General features: G+C 69.4%; 23 protein-coding genes. 5 read left to right on the top strand and 18 right to left on the bottom strand.

Annotated features, from left to right (window positions below):
* Window positions 1-447 precede the first annotated feature (447 nt).
* Genes purF through arfB form a run of 3 tightly spaced genes read left to right on the top strand, consistent with a single transcriptional unit; the run spans window position 448 to window position 3,552 of the window.
* A complete protein-coding gene (gene purF, locus AC069H_RS00400) occupies window positions 448-1,986 on the top strand; it encodes an amidophosphoribosyltransferase (RefSeq protein ID WP_378440581.1) in 1,539 nt (512 codons plus the stop codon).
* A gap of 30 nt (window positions 1,987-2,016) precedes the next feature.
* Window positions 2,017-3,087, top strand: a complete 1,071-nt coding sequence (gene purM / locus AC069H_RS00395) for a phosphoribosylformylglycinamidine cyclo-ligase (RefSeq protein WP_478230906.1) — start codon at window positions 2,017-2,019, stop codon at window positions 3,085-3,087.
* Window positions 3,088-3,120: 33 nt separating this feature from the next.
* Entirely contained in the window at window positions 3,121-3,552 is a 432-nt protein-coding gene (gene arfB / locus AC069H_RS00390; protein WP_233621656.1) for an alternative ribosome rescue aminoacyl-tRNA hydrolase ArfB, read from the top strand.
* On the opposite strand, the gene AC069H_RS00385 is transcribed toward arfB, so the two are convergent.
* The 5 genes from AC069H_RS00385 to AC069H_RS00365 all read right to left on the bottom strand — a co-directional run bounded on the left by AC069H_RS00385 (window position 3,541) and on the right by AC069H_RS00365 (window position 7,479).
* Window positions 3,541-4,299 (bottom strand): GNAT family N-acetyltransferase, encoded by a 759-nt coding sequence (locus AC069H_RS00385; RefSeq protein ID WP_478230905.1) that lies wholly within the window; start codon window positions 4,297-4,299, stop codon window positions 3,541-3,543. The genes arfB and AC069H_RS00385 overlap by 12 nt on opposite strands.
* Window positions 4,300-4,476: 177 nt before the next feature.
* Window positions 4,477-5,127 carry a VanZ family protein gene (locus tag AC069H_RS00380; RefSeq protein WP_478230904.1) on the bottom strand — a complete coding sequence of 217 codons (651 nt, stop codon included), beginning with the start codon at window positions 5,125-5,127 and terminating at the stop codon, window positions 4,477-4,479.
* A 222-nt stretch (window positions 5,128-5,349) separates the two neighbouring features.
* Window positions 5,350-6,249: a Gfo/Idh/MocA family protein gene (locus tag AC069H_RS00375; protein ID WP_478224239.1), complete on the bottom strand. Its 900-nt coding sequence runs from the start codon at window positions 6,247-6,249 to the stop codon at window positions 5,350-5,352.
* Between the two features lie 95 nt (window positions 6,250-6,344).
* Window positions 6,345-7,205, bottom strand: coding sequence for a 3-hydroxybutyryl-CoA dehydrogenase (locus AC069H_RS00370; protein WP_478224240.1), 861 nt, complete (start codon window positions 7,203-7,205; stop codon window positions 6,345-6,347).
* An 88-nt stretch (window positions 7,206-7,293) separates the two neighbouring features.
* Entirely contained in the window at window positions 7,294-7,479 is a 186-nt protein-coding gene (locus AC069H_RS00365) for a DUF3073 domain-containing protein (RefSeq protein WP_007032561.1), read from the bottom strand.
* A 207-nt stretch (window positions 7,480-7,686) separates the two neighbouring features.
* Here AC069H_RS00365 and AC069H_RS00360 point away from each other — a divergent pair, with 207 nt between their 5' ends.
* On the top strand, window positions 7,687-8,586 hold the full coding sequence (locus AC069H_RS00360) for a DUF8083 family protein (RefSeq protein ID WP_478224241.1): 900 nt from the start codon (window positions 7,687-7,689) through the stop codon (window positions 8,584-8,586).
* On the opposite strand, the gene AC069H_RS00355 is transcribed toward AC069H_RS00360, so the two are convergent.
* The 3 genes from AC069H_RS00355 to ygfZ form a co-directional block, all read right to left on the bottom strand.
* On the bottom strand, window positions 8,583-9,530 hold the full coding sequence (locus AC069H_RS00355; RefSeq protein ID WP_478230903.1) for an asparaginase: 948 nt from the start codon (window positions 9,528-9,530) through the stop codon (window positions 8,583-8,585). The two genes, AC069H_RS00360 and AC069H_RS00355, sit on opposite strands and share 4 nt — an antisense overlap.
* The gene (locus tag AC069H_RS00350) at window positions 9,527-10,090 is read right to left on the bottom strand and encodes an RsiG family protein (RefSeq protein ID WP_478224243.1); all 564 of its coding nucleotides are present in this window, start codon (window positions 10,088-10,090) and stop codon (window positions 9,527-9,529) included. Before AC069H_RS00350 ends, AC069H_RS00355 begins: the two co-directional genes overlap by 4 nt.
* Before the next feature lie 520 nt (window positions 10,091-10,610).
* Entirely contained in the window at window positions 10,611-11,738 is a 1,128-nt protein-coding gene (gene ygfZ, locus AC069H_RS00345; RefSeq protein WP_478230902.1) for a CAF17-like 4Fe-4S cluster assembly/insertion protein YgfZ, read from the bottom strand.
* Window positions 11,739-11,768: 30 nt separating this feature from the next.
* Between ygfZ and AC069H_RS00340 the strand changes: the two genes are divergently transcribed.
* Window positions 11,769-12,623, top strand: coding sequence for an aminodeoxychorismate lyase (locus AC069H_RS00340; protein WP_478224245.1), 855 nt, complete (start codon window positions 11,769-11,771; stop codon window positions 12,621-12,623).
* Here the strand turns inward: AC069H_RS00340 and AC069H_RS00335 are convergent.
* The 10 genes from AC069H_RS00335 to AC069H_RS00290 form a co-directional block, all read right to left on the bottom strand.
* Window positions 12,616-12,945, bottom strand: coding sequence for a TFIIB-type zinc ribbon-containing protein (locus AC069H_RS00335; protein ID WP_478230901.1), 330 nt, complete (start codon window positions 12,943-12,945; stop codon window positions 12,616-12,618). The two genes, AC069H_RS00340 and AC069H_RS00335, sit on opposite strands and share 8 nt — an antisense overlap.
* Window positions 12,945-13,358 (bottom strand): hypothetical protein, encoded by a 414-nt coding sequence (locus AC069H_RS00330; protein ID WP_340686279.1) that lies wholly within the window; start codon window positions 13,356-13,358, stop codon window positions 12,945-12,947. Before AC069H_RS00330 ends, AC069H_RS00335 begins: the two co-directional genes overlap by 1 nt.
* Window positions 13,346-14,218, bottom strand: a complete 873-nt coding sequence (locus tag AC069H_RS00325) for a 5-oxoprolinase subunit C family protein (RefSeq protein WP_478230900.1) — start codon at window positions 14,216-14,218, stop codon at window positions 13,346-13,348. Before AC069H_RS00325 ends, AC069H_RS00330 begins: the two co-directional genes overlap by 13 nt.
* Entirely contained in the window at window positions 14,215-14,826 is a 612-nt protein-coding gene (gene pxpB, locus AC069H_RS00320; protein WP_478224249.1) for a 5-oxoprolinase subunit PxpB, read from the bottom strand. The genes AC069H_RS00325 and pxpB overlap by 4 nt, the downstream gene beginning before the upstream one ends.
* 10 nt (window positions 14,827-14,836) lie before the next feature.
* The gene (locus AC069H_RS00315) at window positions 14,837-15,460 is read right to left on the bottom strand and encodes a heme-binding beta-barrel domain-containing protein (protein WP_478230899.1); all 624 of its coding nucleotides are present in this window, start codon (window positions 15,458-15,460) and stop codon (window positions 14,837-14,839) included.
* A 326-nt stretch (window positions 15,461-15,786) separates the two neighbouring features.
* Window positions 15,787-16,095: a DUF1416 domain-containing protein gene (locus tag AC069H_RS00310; protein ID WP_478224251.1), complete on the bottom strand. Its 309-nt coding sequence runs from the start codon at window positions 16,093-16,095 to the stop codon at window positions 15,787-15,789.
* Window positions 16,095-16,931 carry a sulfurtransferase gene (locus AC069H_RS00305; protein WP_478230898.1) on the bottom strand — a complete coding sequence of 279 codons (837 nt, stop codon included), beginning with the start codon at window positions 16,929-16,931 and terminating at the stop codon, window positions 16,095-16,097. The genes AC069H_RS00310 and AC069H_RS00305 overlap by 1 nt, the downstream gene beginning before the upstream one ends.
* Before the next feature lie 21 nt (window positions 16,932-16,952).
* Window positions 16,953-17,387, bottom strand: a complete 435-nt coding sequence (locus AC069H_RS00300) for a DUF4395 domain-containing protein (RefSeq protein ID WP_478230897.1) — start codon at window positions 17,385-17,387, stop codon at window positions 16,953-16,955.
* Window positions 17,388-17,581: 194 nt separating this feature from the next.
* Window positions 17,582-18,022, bottom strand: a complete 441-nt coding sequence (locus AC069H_RS00295; protein ID WP_478230896.1) for a TlpA family protein disulfide reductase — start codon at window positions 18,020-18,022, stop codon at window positions 17,582-17,584.
* A gap of 7 nt (window positions 18,023-18,029) precedes the next feature.
* Complete coding sequence (locus AC069H_RS00290) at window positions 18,030-18,923, bottom strand: LmeA family phospholipid-binding protein (protein WP_478230895.1); 894 nt, start codon at window positions 18,921-18,923, stop codon at window positions 18,030-18,032.
* Window positions 18,924-18,943: the final 20 nt, after the last annotated feature.

Raw genomic sequence — 18,943 nt, 5'->3', positions numbered from 1 at the left:
GGGTGGTGGGTTTCCGGCTGGGGGGGGGATTTCGGGGGGTTTCGCAAGAGGGGGTTTTTTTTCCTTCTGGGGGTGGGGGGGGGGGGGTGGGGGGAAAACCCCGCCCCCCCCCCCACGACCACTCCTAAGCACAGTCGACCGCCTCTGTCGAGGGGGAGCGGCCGGCTGGTCGGGGGTCGTGAGTGCCGGGCCTTGACACCCGCCCGTCACTCACGGTCATAAGGAACCCGCTCCGGTCGAAGACCCCCTATCGAGGTGGCAGGGGCGCCCTGTCCGCCATCGCGGCTTGGAAGGCCGGCCCGCCCCCGCCGACGTCGATCGCGGCTGCGGGTTCACTCACGGTCATCGCGCGAAGCGTGTCCAGTGCCACTTCGTGCGGCGCGTTGATCTCCTGCTCACCGTTTACACTGGTGGCGGCCTGCCCTCTTTCTCCCTGGGAGCACCTCGGTGGTTTCCGACCCGTCCGTCGCCGGACAGCCCGTGACCGACCAGCCCGATCCGGAACCCCGCGAGGAATGCGGCGTCTTCGGTGTCTGGGCGCCCGGAGAAGAGGTCGCGAAGCTGACCTACTACGGGCTCTACGCACTTCAGCACCGCGGCCAGGAAGCGGCCGGCATCTCGGTCTCCGACGGTTCGCAGATCGTCGTCTTCAAGGATCTCGGCCTGGTCAGCCAGGTGTTCGACGAGCAGGTCCTGCAGTCACTGCAAGGACATATCGCCGTCGGCCACTGCCGCTACTCGACCACCGGCGCGACCATCTGGGAGAACGCGCAGCCGATCTTCCGGACCACCGCCACCGGCAGCGGGTTGTCCTTCGCGCACAACGGAAACCTCGTCAACACCGCCGAGCTGCGGGATCGCACGGTCGAAGCCGGGCTCAAACCGCACGCGGGCCTGACCGGTTCGTCCAGCGACTCCGACCTGGTGTGCGGGCTGCTCGCGGCCAACGCCGCCGACAAGGGCATCGAAGCCGCCGCGCTGGAACTGCTGCCCACCCTCAAGGGCGCCTTCTGCCTGGTCTTCGCCGACGAGTCCACCTTGTACGCCGCGCGCGACCCGCACGGTGTGCACCCCCTGGTGCTCGGCAGGCTCGAACGCGGCTGGGTCGTCGCGAGCGAGACGGCCGCGCTGGACATCTGCGGCGCGTCGTTCGTCCGCGAGGTCGAGCCCGGTGAGCTCATCGCGATCGACGCCGAGGGCCTGCGGTCCTCGCGGTTCGCGAACCCGGAGCCCAAGGGCTGCGTCTTCGAGTACGTGTACCTCGCCCGCCCCGACACCTCGATCGCCGGCCGCAGCGTGCACGCCACCCGCGTCGAGATCGGCCGCAAACTCGCCGCCGAGCACCCGGCCGACGCCGACCTGGTCATGCCGGTGCCCGAATCCGGCACCCCGGCCGCCATCGGCTACGCGCAGGGCTCCGGCATTCCCTACGGCACCGGCCTGGTGAAGAACGCCTACGTCGGCCGTACCTTCATCCAGCCGTCGCAGACCATCCGCCAGCTGGGCATCCGCCTCAAGCTGAACCCACTGCGCGACGTCATCCGCGGCAAACGGCTCGTCGTCGTCGACGACTCCATAGTCCGCGGCAACACCCAGCGCGCCCTGGTCCGCATGCTGCGGGAGGCGGGCGCGCTCGAGGTGCACGTCCGGATCGCGTCGCCGCCCGTCCGCTGGCCGTGTTTCTACGGGATCGACTTCGCCTCCCGTGCCGAACTGGTGGCCAACGGCGTCGACCTCGACGGCATCCGCCGCTCCATCGGCGCGGACACCTTGGGCTACATCTCCCTGGACGGGCTGGTCGCGGCTTCGGAGCAGCCGAAGTCGCGGTTGTGCACCGCGTGCTTCTCCGGCGAGTACCCGATCGCGCTGCCCGAAGACGCGCTGATCGGGAAGCACCTGCTGGAGAGCCTGGACTCGGTCAATGGCGCGGCGAAGCCCGTCAGCCCTGCCGGGTACGGTGCTGAGGACGCCATCCGGCGTCCCTAGACCTCTCTTCCAGAGTTGGAGTCCGCTTCCGTGAGCGAGTCCACGAGCGCCACGTACGCCGCCGCCGGCGTCAGCATCGACGCCGGTGACAAAGCCGTCGAGCTGCTCAAACCGCACGCCGAGAGGGCCACGAGGCCCGAGGTGATGGGTGGGGTCGGCGGTTTCGCCGGGTTGTTCTCCCTGAAGCTGGACAAGTGGAAAGAGCCGGTGCTGGCCTCGTCGACCGACGGGGTCGGCACCAAGATCGCCGTCGCGCAGGCACTCGACAAGCACGACACGGTCGGCATCGACCTGGTCGCGATGGTCGTCGACGATCTGGTCGTCACGGGCGCCGAGCCGCTGTTCATGCAGGACTACATCGCCGTCGGCAAGGTTGTCCCGGAGAAGATCGCGGCACTGGTCGGCGGCATCGCCGAGGGCTGTGTCCAGGCGGGTTGCGCGCTGCTCGGCGGCGAGACCGCGGAGCACCCCGGCCTGATGGGCGAGCACGACTACGACCTTTCGGGCACCGGCATCGGCGTCGTCGAGGCGTCGAACGTGCTCGGCCCGGAGCGGGTCCGCCCCGGTGACGTCGTCCTGGCGCTCGGCTCGTCCGGCCTGCACTCCAACGGCTACTCGCTCGCCCGGCACGTGCTGCTGGACATCGCGCGCATGCCGCTCGACGGGCACGTCGAGGAGTTCGGCCGCTCGCTGGGCGAGGAGATGCTGGAGCCGACCAGGATCTACGCGAAGGACTGCCTCGCGCTGGCGTCCGAGGCCGACGTCCGCACGTTCGCGCACATCACCGGCGGCGGCCTGGAGCAGAACCTCGCCCGCGTCATGCCGCGCGGCCTGGTCGCGCGGCTCGAACGCGGCACCTGGACCCCGGCGCCGGTGTTCGCGCTGATCGGCCACCGCGGCAAGGTCGAGCGTGCCGAGCTGGAGAAGACGTTCAACATGGGCGTCGGCATGGTCGCGATCGTCGGCGCCGACGACGTCGACCGGGCGCTGGCGATGCTGACCGCGCGGCACGTGCCGGCGTGGATCCTCGGCGACGTGCAGCCCGCGGAAGATCCGGACGGCCCGCGTGCCGTGCTCTCCGGTGACCACCCGCGCTTCTGAATATTCTCTTGGCCCTGGTGGAACACTGGGTCCGTGGCTGATGACGTGGTGGTCGGCACCCGGTTCGTGATCCCGGGTGCCGAATTGAGCGAACGGTTCTCCCGGTCGTCGGGTCCGGGTGGGCAGGGCGTGAACACCACGGACTCGCGGGTCGAACTGTCCTTCGACGTGGCCGGTTCGGCGTCCGTCCCGGAGCATCTCCGGGCGCGGATGCTGGACCGGCTTTCGTCGCGGCTGGTCGATGGGGTCGTCACGATCACCGCGTCCGAACACCGCTCCCAGCTGATGAACCGGGAAGCCGCGCGGGCGCGGCTGGTGATGCTGCTGCTGGACGCGTCGGCGCCCCCGGCAGCCAAGCGGCGTCCCACCAAACCTTCGCGAGGTTCGAAGGAACGCCGCCTGGCGTCGAAGAAGCGCCGCGGCGAGGTCAAGAAATCACGCCGCGGCGGCTACTCAGACGATTGACAGGTGCACACATTCGGCGGCGGTCTTGAAGCCGACCCGGCCGTAGACGCGTTCCGCCTGCCCTGCGCCCGGCGTCAAGAACACCGACCGGCCACCGCGAGCGTGGGCTTCACGTGTCAGGTACTCCGTCATCGCCGCGGCGATCCCGCGGCTCCGGTACTCCTCGATCACCCCGATCCCGGCGATCTCGGTCGCGCCGTCGAGGATCGGGGTCGCGACCCCGCCCCCGACGACCTCGCCGGTCTCGGCCACGGCCATCACCGAGAGGGTGTCGCCGCTCAGCTGATCCGGTGAGGGGTCGAGGTGCCGATCGGGATCGTCCTCCCCGAACGCCACGTTCTGCGTCCGGATCATCTGCCGGAGTTCGCCGTCGGTCTTCGGGGTGATCAGGCTGATCCCGGCCGGTTCCGGTTGTGCGACGACCTGCCCCGGGGAGCAGATCATCAGCGGAACCCGCCGCTCCAGCGTGTAGCCGCACTCGACGAGCACGGCCTCGGCGGCCGGAACCGCTTCGGTGAGGAACTCCAGACGCGGCATGAGCCCGCGCTTGCGGAACGCCTCGGTGAGGGCGGCGACGTCGTCCTCCGTAGGAACGGCGTCGTCATCGGGGATCGCGTAGTTGAGGAAGGGGCTGTCGGCCTCGAGGTAGTACGTGGCCAGGAACGGCCCGATCCGCTCGGTCTCCCGGAACTTCGCCGCGGTGAGGCGGAGGTAGGACTGCAAAGCACGAATCGTCTCGGAAAGCACTGGTGGAAAGCCTTTCGGGCAGAAGAAGGAGACGCACGGGAGGATCCGCGTGCGTGGTGGAGCTGGCGTATGCGCCGGCTAGCTCGTGCCGACGCCACCGAAGGCGTCAGGCATGAGGCATCCCTCTTTCTTGGTACGCAGGCTTTCGCGATCACTCTCGCACGACGGTCAACCGACTTACCTCCGCTGCGGATGCGCGATGCTCGAATACCGCTCGTCCCATACCGATCTCGGCACCCGTAGCCGGACGGGGGCGTCGCACACCCGCCGGACCTGGACCGGGATCCGCACCGGCGGCCGGACGTCCAGGCGGTGCCACAGACGTTTGCTCAGCGCGGCGCCCGCCACGGCGCCCAGTGTGTTCAGCAGGATGTCGTCGGCCGAGGTCACCCTGCCCGCCTGGATCAGATATTGCGTGCCTTCCACCAGCACCGAGACGGCCAGCGCGCCCAGCGCGATCCGGCCCAGCGACCGCAGGCGGCGGGACCGCACCGGGAGCAGGGCGCCGAGTGGGCTCAGCATGAGGACATTGCCCAGCGCCTGCCAGAGATTGGCGCTGTCGGACAGGGCCAGCCGCAGGTCGGTGCCGGGTTCGAGGTTCAGCCTGCTGCCCTGCGCGCCGGACACCGGCATCGTGACCAGGCACAACACCAGGAAACAGGCCAGGGCGAGCGTCATGTCGACAGCGGCCGTCGCCGACGCGGAGAAGGGGTCGGCACGTCTTCGCCGTCGATGAGCCGCGAGGAGCGGCCACCCGAGCAATGCGTACGGAATCGCGATGATCGTCAACGGGATCATCCCGCCGAAAGCGCGGAGCAGCTCACCCATGGCCTTCCTTTCCGGAGCGCCCAAGATCACCTTCGCATCACAAGATCGACTCGGCACGGCGGAGCGAACGCACTAAGAGGTGATCTTTCCCAGTGGCGGAAAAGGTTTTCCCATGCTGGTGACCGTCCACAAAGGAACCTGTGGACAAACCTGTGGATGACCGCGAACTCTTCGGAAGAAGGCCTTATCGCGTAAGGAAAAGCCTTGTGGGTGACCTGTGTACTACTTGCCGTGTCCGGCGAGCTCCCGCGCGTGCTCGAGCAGCTTCTGCAGGTGCAGTCCGCGACGCACGTCACACGGGTGCGAGGCCGTCCCGCTCGCGGCCATCGCGGCGAAATCGTCCAGGAGCGCGGTATACGACTCGCCCGCCGAGCCCGGCTTGCGGCCCAAGGTGCGGTAGCCGTGCTCGCCGTAAACGGCCACTTCGACGACCGTCGGCTGGATCGGCAGCCGCAGCGACAGGGTCGCCGTACTGGTCGCGCCACCCTCGTGGGCTAACAGCAACTGCCACAGATCGTCATCGGTCCGGTTCGCGGCGAGCACCTCGGTGATCTCTCCGAGAGCCGCGTCCAGCAGATCGAGGGCGTGCGGGCCGATGTCGGCGAGCGCGCCGGAGTCGTGCCGCCACGCCGACGACTGGTACTGACCGCCGAGCAGCGCGCCCGAAAGCCATCGCGCCCCGCCGCCACGCCAGCCGCCCGCTTCCTTGATACCGTCGAGCCACTCGCGCGTCATCGGCGAAAACCGCAGGATGAGGACCACGAGGGCCGCGACACCGGCGGCCTCCACCGCGTCCGCGAGCCGCCGCGCGCCGTCGAGGTCGGCGGCGATCGGCTTCTCCAGGATCAGATGCTTGCCCGCTTCGGCCGCCTTGACCGCCAGCTCCGCCTGGACGGCGGGCGGCACCGCGAACGCGACCGCGTCCACCTGGTCGAGCAACTCGTCGAAACTGTCGACGGCTTGGGCGCCATGCGCCTCGGCCAGCTCCTTCGCGGCCTCGGGACGCCTGGCCCAGACCGCGCGCAACGTCATCCCGGGGTGATCGGCGAGACCTGGCGCGTGCACCGTCTTCGCCCACGGACCGGCACCGACCAGACCCGCGCGCAGCTGTCCCTGTCCCACGCCCCCGAGTCTAGGACCCTCGCGTTCAGTCCTCTGAATGCGGTAGTTGCGCGTGCAAGAACCGCATTCAGAGGACTAAACGCGGAGGAACCAGGTCAGGAGTAGCTGTAGAACCCGCGGCCGGTCTTCTTGCCGAGCAGGCCGGCGTCGACCATGCGCAGCAGCAGCGGCGGCGAGGAGTACAGCGGCTCCTTGAACTCGGCGTACATCGAGTCCGCGATCGCCTTGATGGTGTCCAGGCCGATCAGGTCCGAAAGCCGCAGCGGGCCCATCGGGTGCGCGGTGCCGAGCTCCATACCGCGGTCGATGTCCTCCGCGGACGCGAAACCCGACTCGATCATCCGGATCGCCGAAAGCAGGTACGGCACGAGCAGCGAGTTCACGATGAACCCGGCGCGGTCCTGCGACCGGATCACCGTCTTGTTCAACGCCGTGGTCGCGTGCTCCTCGGCACGGCGGGCGGTGTCGTCACTGGTCAGCAGCGAGGGCACCAGCTCGACGAGCGGCAGCACCGGGACCGGGTTGAAGAAGTGGATGCCGACCACCTGCTGCGGGCGGCCGGTGGCCATCCCGAGCTTCATGATCGGGATCGACGAGGTGTTGGACGCGAACACCGCGTCCTCACGCTCGACGATCTTGTCCAACGACCGGAACACCTCGACCTTGGCCTGCTCCTGTTCCAGGATGGCCTCGATGACGAGGTCGCGGTCGGCGAACTCGCCGATCTCGGTGGTGAAGCGGAGCCGTCCGAGCGCCGCGTCGGCGTCTTCCCGCGAGAGCTTCCCGTTCTTGACGCCGCGTTGCAGCGACTTCTCGATCCGCGCCCGCCCGGAGTCCAGCGCCGGCTGGTTGACCTCGGTGACGATCACGTCCAGCCCGGCCCGCGCGTGCACCTCGGCGATGCCCGAGCCCATGAGCCCGGCCCCGACGACACCTACTCGCGCTACGTCAGACATGGCACCTCCTCATATTTTGGGCAGCACGCGACACGCGAGGGCGGTCCCCGGGGCAAGCCCGGATCCACCCTCGCGTGTCACGCGTTGCTCAGCGGCGGTATTCGTCGTACCCGTCGTACGGGTCGTCGTCATACCGCTTGTCGTCCTCGTGCCTGTCTTCCGAGGAACTACTGGACAGCTCGCGCTGCAAAGCATCGAAGTCGGTTTCGTGCGAGCTGTACTTGAGCTCGCGCGCCACCTTCGTCTGCTTGGCCTTAGCCCGGCCGCGCCCCATGGCTCGACCCCCTCGCACAGGGGCGGGGCGGCCGGGGGAATCGGCGGCCCCGCATCGTCTCGACAATTCTTTCCTGCTGACACCGTACCGTGTCCGGGGGGTTGGATGCGACGTGGCACGGTGTGCCGGTGGCGACAGTGTTCACCGAACGCCGGTTACCGGCCGGTCGGTGGCGATAGTCGCAGGTCGGCGTGCCACGATGCTCGTGTGCCCCGTCCGTTCGCGGCTTATCTCCGCGTCTATGAGCCCCTGCTCGCGCTGGGGGATCCACCGGACGAACGCCTGCTCGAGGCCGTCGAAGCGGCCCGGCTCGATCGTTCGGCCGCGGGGACGCGCGAGCAGGAATTGTGGCTCAAGTCACAGCATGTGGGGCGGTTGCTGCCCGCCGAACTCGGGGACGGCAGGGCCGCGCCCAGTCTCGTCACCGATGTCCTCGTCCTGGATCCCGAGGACGTGCCGGAGGGTGAGCACGGCGACGCCGGCCCAGGGCCGCTGATCTGCCCGATGGAGATCCGCGCACGCTCGGCCGCGGCGCTGGTGACCTTCCTCGGCGACGCGCACCCCGCGTTGAAGAACGCGGTGCTCGACGCCGGCGGCGCTTCACTCGACACGATCCGCTCGCGGGCGAAGTCCGCCATCGGCGATCTGTCCGCCTCGGCTTCGCACACGCTGTCGACGACGTGGACCGTCCCGCTTCCGTGGTTCGTGCTGTTCGACCCCGGGATGCGCCGGGTCAAACTCGGCAAGGGCCGTGACGACCCCGAACGCGAGGCGTCGTGGCGGGTTTCCATCGCCGACGCGCGGCATCGCGCCCGCGAGGTCGGGGACCTGCTCGAAGCGACCTTCGGTGACTCGGGACCCGGCCGGGTGCTGCTCGAGACGCGACGCTGGCTCGACAGCTTCCACCCCGGCTCCGCGGTCGAGCTCGACTACGGCGGTCTCGTGCAGCTCTTCGCCGACCCGATCCTCCAGGCCGACACGACCGCCGAAGAGGTGCACGACATCCTCGACGCGCTCCGCACCGGCAATGTCGACGAGCTGGCGGAACTGTTCGCCGACCTGCGGGACTTCTGGGGCGACCTGGCCGCGCGGGAACGCGCGAACTAGCCGTAGAGACCTTCGGCGACCCTCAGCTCGCCGACCGGTTTCCCGCCGCCCAGGACCGCGTCGCGCGCGAGGTCGCCGGCCTCGTCGTCAGGGTCGATGCCGAGGTGGCGCAGCGTCGCGAGCAGCAGCGGGATCCGGGCACGGGCCGCGCCGTCGTCGATCTTCAGTGCCAGCGCGGTGCCGTCCGGGAGGGCGAACGCGTGCACTCCCTCGGCGCCGCCCTTCGAAAGCAGGCCCTCGATGGTCCGCATCAGCACGGTGTCCTCACGGCCGGTGCCCGCGACCTGCCACGGATGCGCGCGGACGGCGTCGGCGACCCGGCGTTCCGGCCCGCCGATGGCCGTGACCAGCCTGCCGAAGGAGCGGGCGAGGCCGGTGAGGGAGAACGCGAACAACGGCGCCCCGCAGCCGTCGACGCCGACCGTCTCGATCGTCTCGCTGGTGAGGTCCGCGACGGTGGCCTGGATGATCTTCTGCAGCGGATGGATCTCGGCCTCGTAGTCCTTGGCCGGCCAGCCGAGCTGCGCGCAGGTCATGAGCATCGCGGCGTGTTTGCCGGAGCAGTTCATGGCGGCGCGGCGTTTCCCGGCCGAGGCCATGGCCAGCATGCTGGGCTCGTGCAGCGGGAAAGCGGGCGGGCAGGCCAGCGCTTCCTCGGTCAGTCCCGCGCGGGAAAGCATGTCGAGGGCGCCCTCGACATGGCCGGGCTCGCCGTTGTGCGATCCGCAACCCAGCGCGAGCTCTTCGTCGCCGATCGTGAGTCCGGCGCGGAGCATCCCGACGGCTTGCAGGGGCTTGTTGGACGAACGCGGGTAGACCGGCCGCTCGATGTCGCCCGCAGAGAACCGCACCGAGCCGTCCGGGGCGGTGATCACGAGCGCGCCGCGGTGCACGCTCTCCACGAAACCGGATCGAACGACCTCGACCAGGACCGGGTTCGTCACTCGGATCCGCCGCGTTCGGTGTCGAGCAGGTCGTCGACCGATGCCGTGCCCTTGCGATAGCGGGTCGCGATCTCGGCGTTGATGGTGTCCATGACGCCCTGGACCTCGCGACGGTACGAGGAGACCGAAACCTCTTCGTCGGCGTACCGGTTGAGGGCGTTGACCAGCTCCTCGTCCGACAGAGTGCTGACGTCGGAAAGGTCCGTGTCGCCGATGAGCGCCTCGGCGAACCGGCGGTGCTCACCCGCGCGCGACGGCTCCAGCCGCTGGTGCCTGCCCGAACCCGTCGCCGGGCCGATCGCGTTGTCCGCCAGGATCGCGACCAGCCGCTCGACGACGCTGCTCTCGCCGCCCGAACTCCTGCGCTCCTGCTCGGCTCGCACGATGTCGATCCGCGCGTGCAGCAGGCGCCGCAGGTACGACAGGTCGGTCTCCTCCTGCGCGGCCTCGTCACGGCGCTCGCGCAGCACGGAAAGGGTCAGCTCGCCGAGGTCGCTGAGATACCCAGGGCCGAGCACGCGGTCGATACGACGGCGACCACCGGGCCGGACTTCGATCACCCGCGTAGCTTATCGCGCTCCAGCGAGAATGTTCCGCAGGGAGCGATACCACAAGGATCTCCGCCCCCGACGGCACCCTCCGCCGCTGCCGCTCTTTCGGTTCCTTCCAAAGCGCGCCCCCCACCCGTCCCGGGGGCGGCCCCTGGTCCAGTCTACCGGGGGTGGAGGCGGAAAAGTGCTGGTCGGCGAAGTTGTCCACAGGTGGGCAACGTTGTGGACAACTTGTGGATGGCTGTGGTGGGCGGGATGGAAGTACTTGAAGGCCCTTCATGGCGTTAGGCGCAAGGAAGGGGCCTTCATGTACTTGGGTCGTGAGTGAAGGGCGAGTTTCCAGCGCTCAGTCGAGGGAAGGGCCTTCACGCGCAGTCGTCGCCGTGGCCAGTGAGGTCGCGGTGACGAGTGAGGCGAAAGTGACCCACCTGCAGGTAGTGAAGGCCTCCTTCCCTACCCTCAAGGTAGGCAAGGAGGCCTTCACGGAACGGCGCGGAGCCGAGCCGAACCGAGCCGCAGAGGACCCCGCCTACCCCCGCAGCCGCTGAGCCGCTTCCCGCCCGGGCGCCGGCGCCTCACCAGGCACCGAGTCCGGATCGATGGCCGCCTGCACCACGCGGTCCTCGGCGCCCACCAGCAGCTCCGCACCCGGCTGCGTCGAGCGTTTGACCAGCGCCAGCGCGATCGGTCCCAGCTCGTGGTGCTGCACCACGCTGCCGACGCGGCCGACCGTCCGCTCGCCCAGCACCACCGGATCGCCGGTTTCCGGCGTGATCTCCGGCGAACCGTCCAGGTGCAGCAGCGCCATGTACCGCGGCGGCCGCCCGACGTTGTGGACCTTCGCGACGGTCTCCTGTCCGCGGTAGCAGCCCTTCGCCACGTGCGCGGCGGAGTCGACCCAGTTCACTTCGTGCGGGATCGTGCGCTCGTCGGTGTCGAGGCCCAGCCGCGGCCGCAGCGACTCGACCCGCAGCGCGTCGAACGTCCAGCTGCCCGCCGGTCGCGCGCCCGCGTCGGTCAGGCGCCGCCACCAGTCGGCGAGTTCGGCGCGCGGGACGGCGAGGTCGACGCTGTGGCGTCCCGGCCACGGCATCCGCCGCGCGAAACCGCCGGGGATCGCCACGACCGAGTACGGGTCCGAGCCCACGGAGACGCCCGCGGAGTCCAGCACGCGGTCCGCGTCGGGACCGAGGACGGTCAGCAGCGCCAGCTCGTCCGAGACATCGCGGATGTCCACTTTGGACCAGAACTTCATCGCTTCGAGGTACTCGCGCAAAGTCTGCTTGCCACCGGACGGCAGCGCGCTGGTGGCCACCGCGCCCCTGTCGCTGTCCAGCCACACCGTGCCGTCCGCGTGCGCGAGCACCATATGCGTGTCGACGCGACCTTGGCTGTCGAGCACGAGCGCCTCGGTGCCGGTGCCTTCGGCGAGCCCGGTGACGTGCTGCGAGATCACCAAATGCAGCCAGGACAACCGTTCTTCCCCGGTCACGGCCAGGATTTCGCGGTGCGAACGGTCGATCACGACCGCGCCGCGCGCGGCCGTCCGCTGCTCGGCGAAGGGGTCACCCCAATGCCACGGGACACCTTCTTCCGGATGCCCGTCGGGTGCCGCGATCGGTCCGGGAAGGTCGAGCAGGGGGGAGCGGTAGGGCATGAAACCCATGCTAGTGAGTACCGTGTCCCCATGCGCGTGCTTGCCTTCCTCGACGGGACCCTGGCCGACCCCGAAGCCGCTCACCTGCGGGTGGACGATCTGGGACTGCTTCGCGGCGACGGCGTGTTCGAGACGATCCTCGTCGTCGACGGACGGCCCCGCGAGCTCCGCCCGCATCTCGAGCGGCTGGCCCGTTCCGCGGCCATGCTCGACCTGCCGGAGCCGGACCTCGCCGCCTGGGAGCGCGCCGCGCAGGTCGTCATCGACAACTGGTCCGGCCCGGCCGAGATCGCGCTGAAACTGGTGTACACCAGGGGAATCGACGGCGATCCGGAGGCGAAGCCGTTCGGGTTCGCGCTCGGTGTGGAGATCGACGAGAAGGTCCAGCGGGCCCGTGTCGAAGGCGTCGCGGCGATCACCCTCGAACGCGGTTTCGAGCCCGACCTCGCCGAGCGCGCGCCGTGGCTGCTGCTGGGCGCGAAGTCGATTTCCTACGGCGTCAACATGGCCGCGTTGCGCGAGGCGGGCCGCCGTGGTGCGAGCGATGTGATTTTCACCGCCGCCGACGGCACGGTCTTCGAAGGTCCGACTTCGACGGTCGTCCTCGCGAAGGACAAGACGCTTTACACGCCGCCGGCGACCATCGGAATCCTGCCGGGGACGACGCAGGCGGCGCTGTTCCGCGGCGCCGAACGGGCGGGCTGGTCGGTCAAGGTCGAGCCGCTCAAGGTCTCCGATCTCACCGAGGGCGAAGGGCTGTTCCTCGCGTCGTCGGTCCGCAAGCTGACCAGGGTGCACACGCTCGACGGCGTCGCGCTCACCGACTCCAGCGCGATCCACGCCGAGCTGGCCGCCGCGTACGAGAGCGAGTACGCGATCAGCTGAGCGTCGCGCGCAGCTTCGCCGCGACGAACCGTTCGATCAGGTCGAGGTGCCGAGGGTGGAACGCCCAGAGGGTGTGCCCGCCGCAGCAGTCGGCGCGCAGCGATAGGGGCTCGCGGAAGAACGGGTCGACCGGACGATTCCACGCGCGGTAGTCGGGGTCGGGAGGAACACGCACCAGGGCGCAGCCCGCGCAGGTCAGCCGATCGGGTGTGGCCGAGGCACGGCCGGCGCAGCGCGGGCAGACGACGAGGATCGGCTCGTCCGCGAAGTCCGCGAAGTCCTCGATCCGGGTCTGCGGATCGCGGAACCGCGGGGCGTCCATCAGCCGAGCGGGCTGATGATCAGCAGGTGCGGCAGGATCGCTTCTTCGCGGTAGGCCGCGATCTTGTGGTGCCCGTCGAGGATCACCGCCGCGTCGGTGGTCTCCAGCACGATGGCGACCGGCCGGTGCCCGCTCTTGATCGCCGTCCGGTAGTAGCCGACGCGGGACACGTCGGCGGGCGGCCAGTCGGCGCTCGGGGTCAGGTAGCGGTCCTCGGCCAGCCGTTCGGGTCCGGCGACCTGGTATTCGCCGTCGGCGAAGAGATCGAGAAGCGGGCGGAGCGTATCGCCGAGCGGGCGCCGCATCTGACCGGTGGCCAGCGCGATCCGCAGCGACTGCGGAAGCTCTGGTTGGGTGGGGACCGAATTCGTGTCGATGACACCCGTGCCACCGTCGACCTTTACCTGTTCCACACCCTCGTGGACGAGTGAAAGCGGAGAAGGGTTCCGGGTCGGGCCTGCGCGAGGGCCGGGAGTGACGCCTGTCTCACCACGGCCGCCACCGGATAACCGCCGGTAGTCGGATGATCCGCCAAGAACACCACCGGCAACCCGTTCGGCGGCACCTGGACGGCGCCGGTCAGCAGGCCTTCGCTCGGCAGTTCCCGCTCCGCGTATTCGGCCGCGCGAGTCAACGCGTGCCCGTCGAGCCGGAGTCCGACGCGGTTCGATTCCGCCGTCACCGTCCAGGTCTTCGCGAGCCCGGACGCCGGGTTCTCGAACCAGTGCGCCCGCGGCCCCGGGTCGATCGGCACGACGAGCTCGGCCGGTGCCACCGTGGGGAGCACGACGTCGGCACCTCCGGGGACGGACGGCGTGCCGAGCGGGAGGACGTCGCCCGCTTTCAGCGGCGCCGGCCCTATCTCCGACAGGACGTCCCGCGACCGGCTGCCGAGTTCCGCGTCGACCGTGATCCCGCCGGAAACCGCCAGGTAGCACCGCAGTCCGGAGGCGGGAGCACCGATCGCCAAGACCTGCCCCGCCGCCAGCCAAACCGGCGCGTGCGAGCCGACTGGGCGCCCGTCGACCTCCACGGCGACGGCGGGGCCGGTCACCGCGATGGTGCAGGACGTCGTGGCGCGCAGCCGTAGCCCGCCGAACAGGCACTCGACTCCCGCGGCGGCTTCGTCGTTGCCGACGAGCCGGTTGGCCAGCTGCAGCGCCGGGACGTCGAGCGCGCCGGACGGCGGGACACCGAGATGCGCGATACCGGGCCTGCCGAGGTCCTGTACCAGCGCGAGCGGACCGGTCTCGACCACTTCCAAGGCCCTCATCCGGCACTCCGGAACCGCACGCGGTCGCCGGGCGCCAGCAACGCGGGCGGGTCGGCGCGCGGATCGAACAGGACGGTCCGGGTATGGCCGATCAACCGCCAGCCACCGGGCGAGACACGGGGGTACACACCGGTGAACTCGCCCGCGATGCCGACCGAGCCCGGCGGCACGCGAGTGCGCGGGGCCGACAGCCGTGGCTGCCGCAGCGGCTCGGGAAGCCCTGTCAGGTAACCGAATCCGGGCGCGAAACCGGTGAAGGCCACGGTGTAGACGGCGCCGGTGTGCAGCCGGACGACGTCCTCAGCGGACACTCCGGCGTCCCGCGCGACGAGTTCGAGGTCTTCGCCGTCATAGGTCACGTCGAGCGTGATCTCGCGGGATCGGCCTTCCGGCGGATGTTCGAGGTCGGCGTCCGCGAGCAGTTCGCGGACGGCCGCGAGGGCGGCCGAACCCGGGATTTCCACCACGAGCAGGCTGCGGGCGCCGGGCACGAGTTCGGCGATCCCGGGCGGACGCGCGGACGTGACCGTCGCGTGCGCCGCCATCGACTCGGCGAGGGAGGCGCAGTCGAGCAGGGCGGCGTGCTCGCCGTAGGCACGCCACCGCATGGGAACGGGGTCAGCCCACCACGCGACGCAGCAGCGCCGACGTGTGCGGCTGCAGGTCCTGACCCATCATCGCGCGCTCCTCGACGTAGCCGAGCTCGCCGTTGACGATGCCGTAGAGCCGCTGCGAAGCCGTGACGTCCTTGGCGGTCGAAGTGCGGACGACCGCGTCGGTGCCGAGCTCCCAGGCCGGGACCGAGGCCTTGCCGCGCGGCTTGCCGTAGAAGAGTTCCACGATGCCGGTGTTGTGGGTCAGCAGCAGCTCGATCGTGTCGTCGGGCTGCGGACGCCAGAACCCGGATTCGCGCGCGGCGGGACGGATGACCTTGCCGTCCTCGTCGAGCAGCCAGGCTCGTGCCTCGTGCGTGAGGAACGGGCGGCCGTCGTGCGCGATGGTCAGCTGCATGCCGAACCGGTACGGGCCGTCGATGGTCGGATAGTCGACCTCGCCCTCGCCGCGCCAGACACCGACGAGCGGCAGGAGCGCCAGGCAGGCGTCGTTGAGGTTCGCTCCTTCGCGCAGGTTCGCGGTGTCGCCCGGGATGGGCATGTCGTCGAACTGCGGAAGGTTCCGGTCGCGCGTGCTTTCCGCGCGCTTCTCCGCGGCCTGGATGGCCTCGTCGCCACTAGCCGTCATCGGTCAGCGCTGGTCCGCGTAAAGCCGGTAGACGACGTACACGGCGAACCAGGTGATCGCGACGCCGGCGAGCACCAGCAGGGTCGTAAACAGGATCTCCACGCCACGCACTTTAGTCGCTGCCGACCGGCACGGCCCCGCGAAGGGGTGGTGGTAGTGCCCACACGGTCTCCCAAAGGGCGCTCCGCGCCCGACGGAGACTTCACGTCGCGCGCCTCTTTTGGGCCGGAGGCCCACGGAAACGCGATGAAGGGGCGCCCTCCGCACTCACCGTGAGGTGAATGCGGAACGACGCCCCTTCGGCACGTTTTCCGTCAGCGCGCGACCTATGACACAGAGATGGCGAGTTGGTGCACGCCGGGTCCCTGCGCGGTGACGGAGGCCTCGCCGTTGCCGGAGCGGTGCAGCGCGCGCACCGTCCAGTCACCGGGGGCCGCGTAGAAGCGGAAATCGCCGTCGGCCGACGAGACCACCTCGCCGGTGAAGTCGCCGCCGCCGTCCAGCAACCGCACGAAGGCGCCGCCGACGGGGCCCTCCGAACCGGTCACCTTGCCGGCCAGCACGACCTGGCCGCGGGTGTCGTAATCGGCGGGCGTGGCCTCCTGGGCCGGTGCGCCGCAGCTGTCGTCAGCCATCACTTAGCTCCCAACTCGACCGGCACGCCGACGAGCGAGCCGTATTCCGTCCACGAACCGTCGTAGTTCTTCACCTGGTCGTAGCCGAGGAGCTCGTGCAGCGCGAACCACGCGATGGACGAGCGCTCACCGATCCGGCAGTACGCGATCGTGGCCTTCGACTCGTCGAGGCCCTCGTCGGAGTACAGCTCCTTGATCTCTTCCTCGGTTTTGAAGGTGCCGTCCTCGTTGGCGACCTTCGCCCACGGGACGTTCAGCGCGCCCGGGATGTGGCCCGGGACCTGCGACTGCTCCTGCGGCAGGTGTGCCGGGGCGAGCAGCTTGCCGGAGAACTCGTCGGGCGAGCGCACGTCGACGTAGTTGCTCTTGCCGATCTCGGCCACGACCTCGTCGCGGAACGCGCGGATCGAGAGTTCCTGCTCCTTGGCCTTGTACTCGGCCGGCTCGCGCTTTACCTCGTCCGCGTTCAGCTCGCGGCCGTCGAGCTCCCACTTCTTGCGGCCGCCGTCGAGCAGCTGCACCTTGTCGTGGCCGTAGAGCTTGAAGTACCAGTACGCGTACGCGGCGAACCAGTTGTTGTTGCCGCCGTAGAGGATCACGCGGTCGTCGTTCGAGATGCCCTTCTCGGACAGCAGCTTCTCGAAGCCCTCCTTGTTGACGAAGTCGCGGCGGACACCGTCCTGCAGGTCCTTGCGCCAGTCGAACTTCACCGCCCCGCGGATGTGTCCGTTGTCGTACGCGGTCGTGTCCTCGTCGACCTCGATGAACACGACACCCGGGGTGTCCAGGTTCTCCTCGGCCCACTGGGTGGTGACCAGGACGTCTTCACGGCTCATGGAGCTGACTCTCTTTCTGGGTTAGGACGCGCGAGGGCTGGGACTGAAACGTTTGACGATCAGGTACATCTCGCAGCCGAGACAGAAGTCGAACGCCGCGTTGAGAAAGGCCGCGAACAGCGCGAACGCCGTCGCGACGAAACCGAGCGCGGTCAGGCCGGTGGCGAACCCGACGGTGCCGACGACGGCGAACACGAACCCGACGGCCTGCGCGAACCGCAGCGGGGCGGCGTCCTCGCGTTCGGTCGTGGGGCCGAGCCGCGGCGCGACGAGGTAGCGATAGATCAGGGAGTACGGCGCCGGCTTCAGGCCGATGAAGGCGCCGATCGCGAACACCACCGCCTGCGCCGCGAGCAGTGGCCACCACTGGGTGATGAGCACGACCGCGAGCACGATCGTCGTCAGGATGGCGGCGAAACGCGGACCACGGGGGTCGACGGCCGGTCCTGCGGACATGGTTCCTCCTGCGAACGAGAGGGAAAGAGGTGCGTGCCGGACGGGCACGCGCAGGCGTGGTTCAGCGAACGCCGGGACACAGGCTGCTGCGAACGCGGCACAGGTCCACTGCGCGGCGCTGGGTCAGCAAAGTTCGGGGCAGCCGGTTCACGGGCACGAGGGTACGCAGAGCTCCCTCAGGTTGGGAACCGTGTTCACACCTTGGGACGCTTCCCGGAATCCGGGATCAGATGGGGCTCCAGGGCTTCGAGAAGCTCCTGACCTCGGGGAACGCCGCCGACGCGGAAGACCTCCCGGCCGTCCGCGGTCAAGGCCAAGGTCGTCGGGGTTCGCAGCACCGACAGCGCCTGGGCGACTTCGGGGGTTTCGGTGACGTCCAGATCGACGTGGGTCAGGCCGTCGGTCTTCTCCGCGAGCGCGGACAGGATCGCGCGGGTGTGGCGGCACGGCGCGCAGAACGTCGTGGAGATCTGGACCAGGGTGACACCTTCGGGCGCGAGGGCGTCCGAGACGCGACCGGGCAGGGTGGGCGCACTGGACTTCGCCGCGCGGATGCGGCCGTTGCGCGCTTGCAACAGCGCGCCGGCGACCCCGCCGAGCACGAGGACGCCCAGCAGCACCCACACTCCGGTCATTCGCAGATCACCCCTGGGGCTTCGCTCCGCTGAAGGCGACGTTCTTGCCTTCACCCTTGATGGTCACCGAGCCGCTGTTCACGCGCACCGACGTCGGGGTCACCGAGAACGGCATCGCGCCGGTGTCGATGGTCGCGTTGAAGTTCGGCAGCAGCGCGTCCTGTACTGCCTGGGGAACGACGGTGGTCTCCTTGTCATTCCCGAACTGGAGCCGCTTCGGTTCGAGACGGATCTTCTGCCCGTCCAGTTCGATCATCGCGAAGCAGAAGATCTCCACCTTCTGCCCGGCGATCTGGACGTTGCCCGAAACCCGGATCCCGGTGCTGGCGGTGTCGACCGGCTCGCCGTTCTCGTTCGTCGCGGTCGGCTTCGTCTCGCCCTGCCCGCTGTCGCCGTTGCGGACGTAGTCCTCGGTGACGGGCTCGATTTTCAGGTTCTCGATCTTGTCCAGCGGCGCCTGCCGCGCGATGTCCGCGGCCTTGATCGTCACCTCGCCCTTGAGCGTGCCGATGACGATCGACTTCGTGTTGCCGGACGTCAGGTCCGACAGCGGGGCCGTGACGTCGCTCATGTCGGCGTTGAAGTCCACGTCCCGCAGCCTCGGCGGAACGGCGACGCCCTGGGCGTTGATCGTGATGTGACTGTAGTCACCGGAAAGGGCCTGGGTCAGGAACGGGAAACCGTGCACCGTGACCGCCGGATCGTTGGCCAGTTCCAGCTGCTGGCGTGCCTTCTGGGAGATCGTGTGCTCGGCGAACGCCGCGGCCCCGAAATCGGCCCCGACCAGCAGCACCACCAGCACCGCGAGGGCGATGAGCCAGCCCCGGCCACGGCGCTTCCCTCGCTTGGCGGACCGGCCGGAAGACGGTCGGTCGTCACGCGCCACGGGCCTGCTCACCATCGTTTCGAATCTCCTTCGTA

Source organism: Amycolatopsis sp. NPDC043887, assembly GCF_056435665.1.
This window is presented reverse-complemented; position numbering and strand designations above follow the sequence as displayed.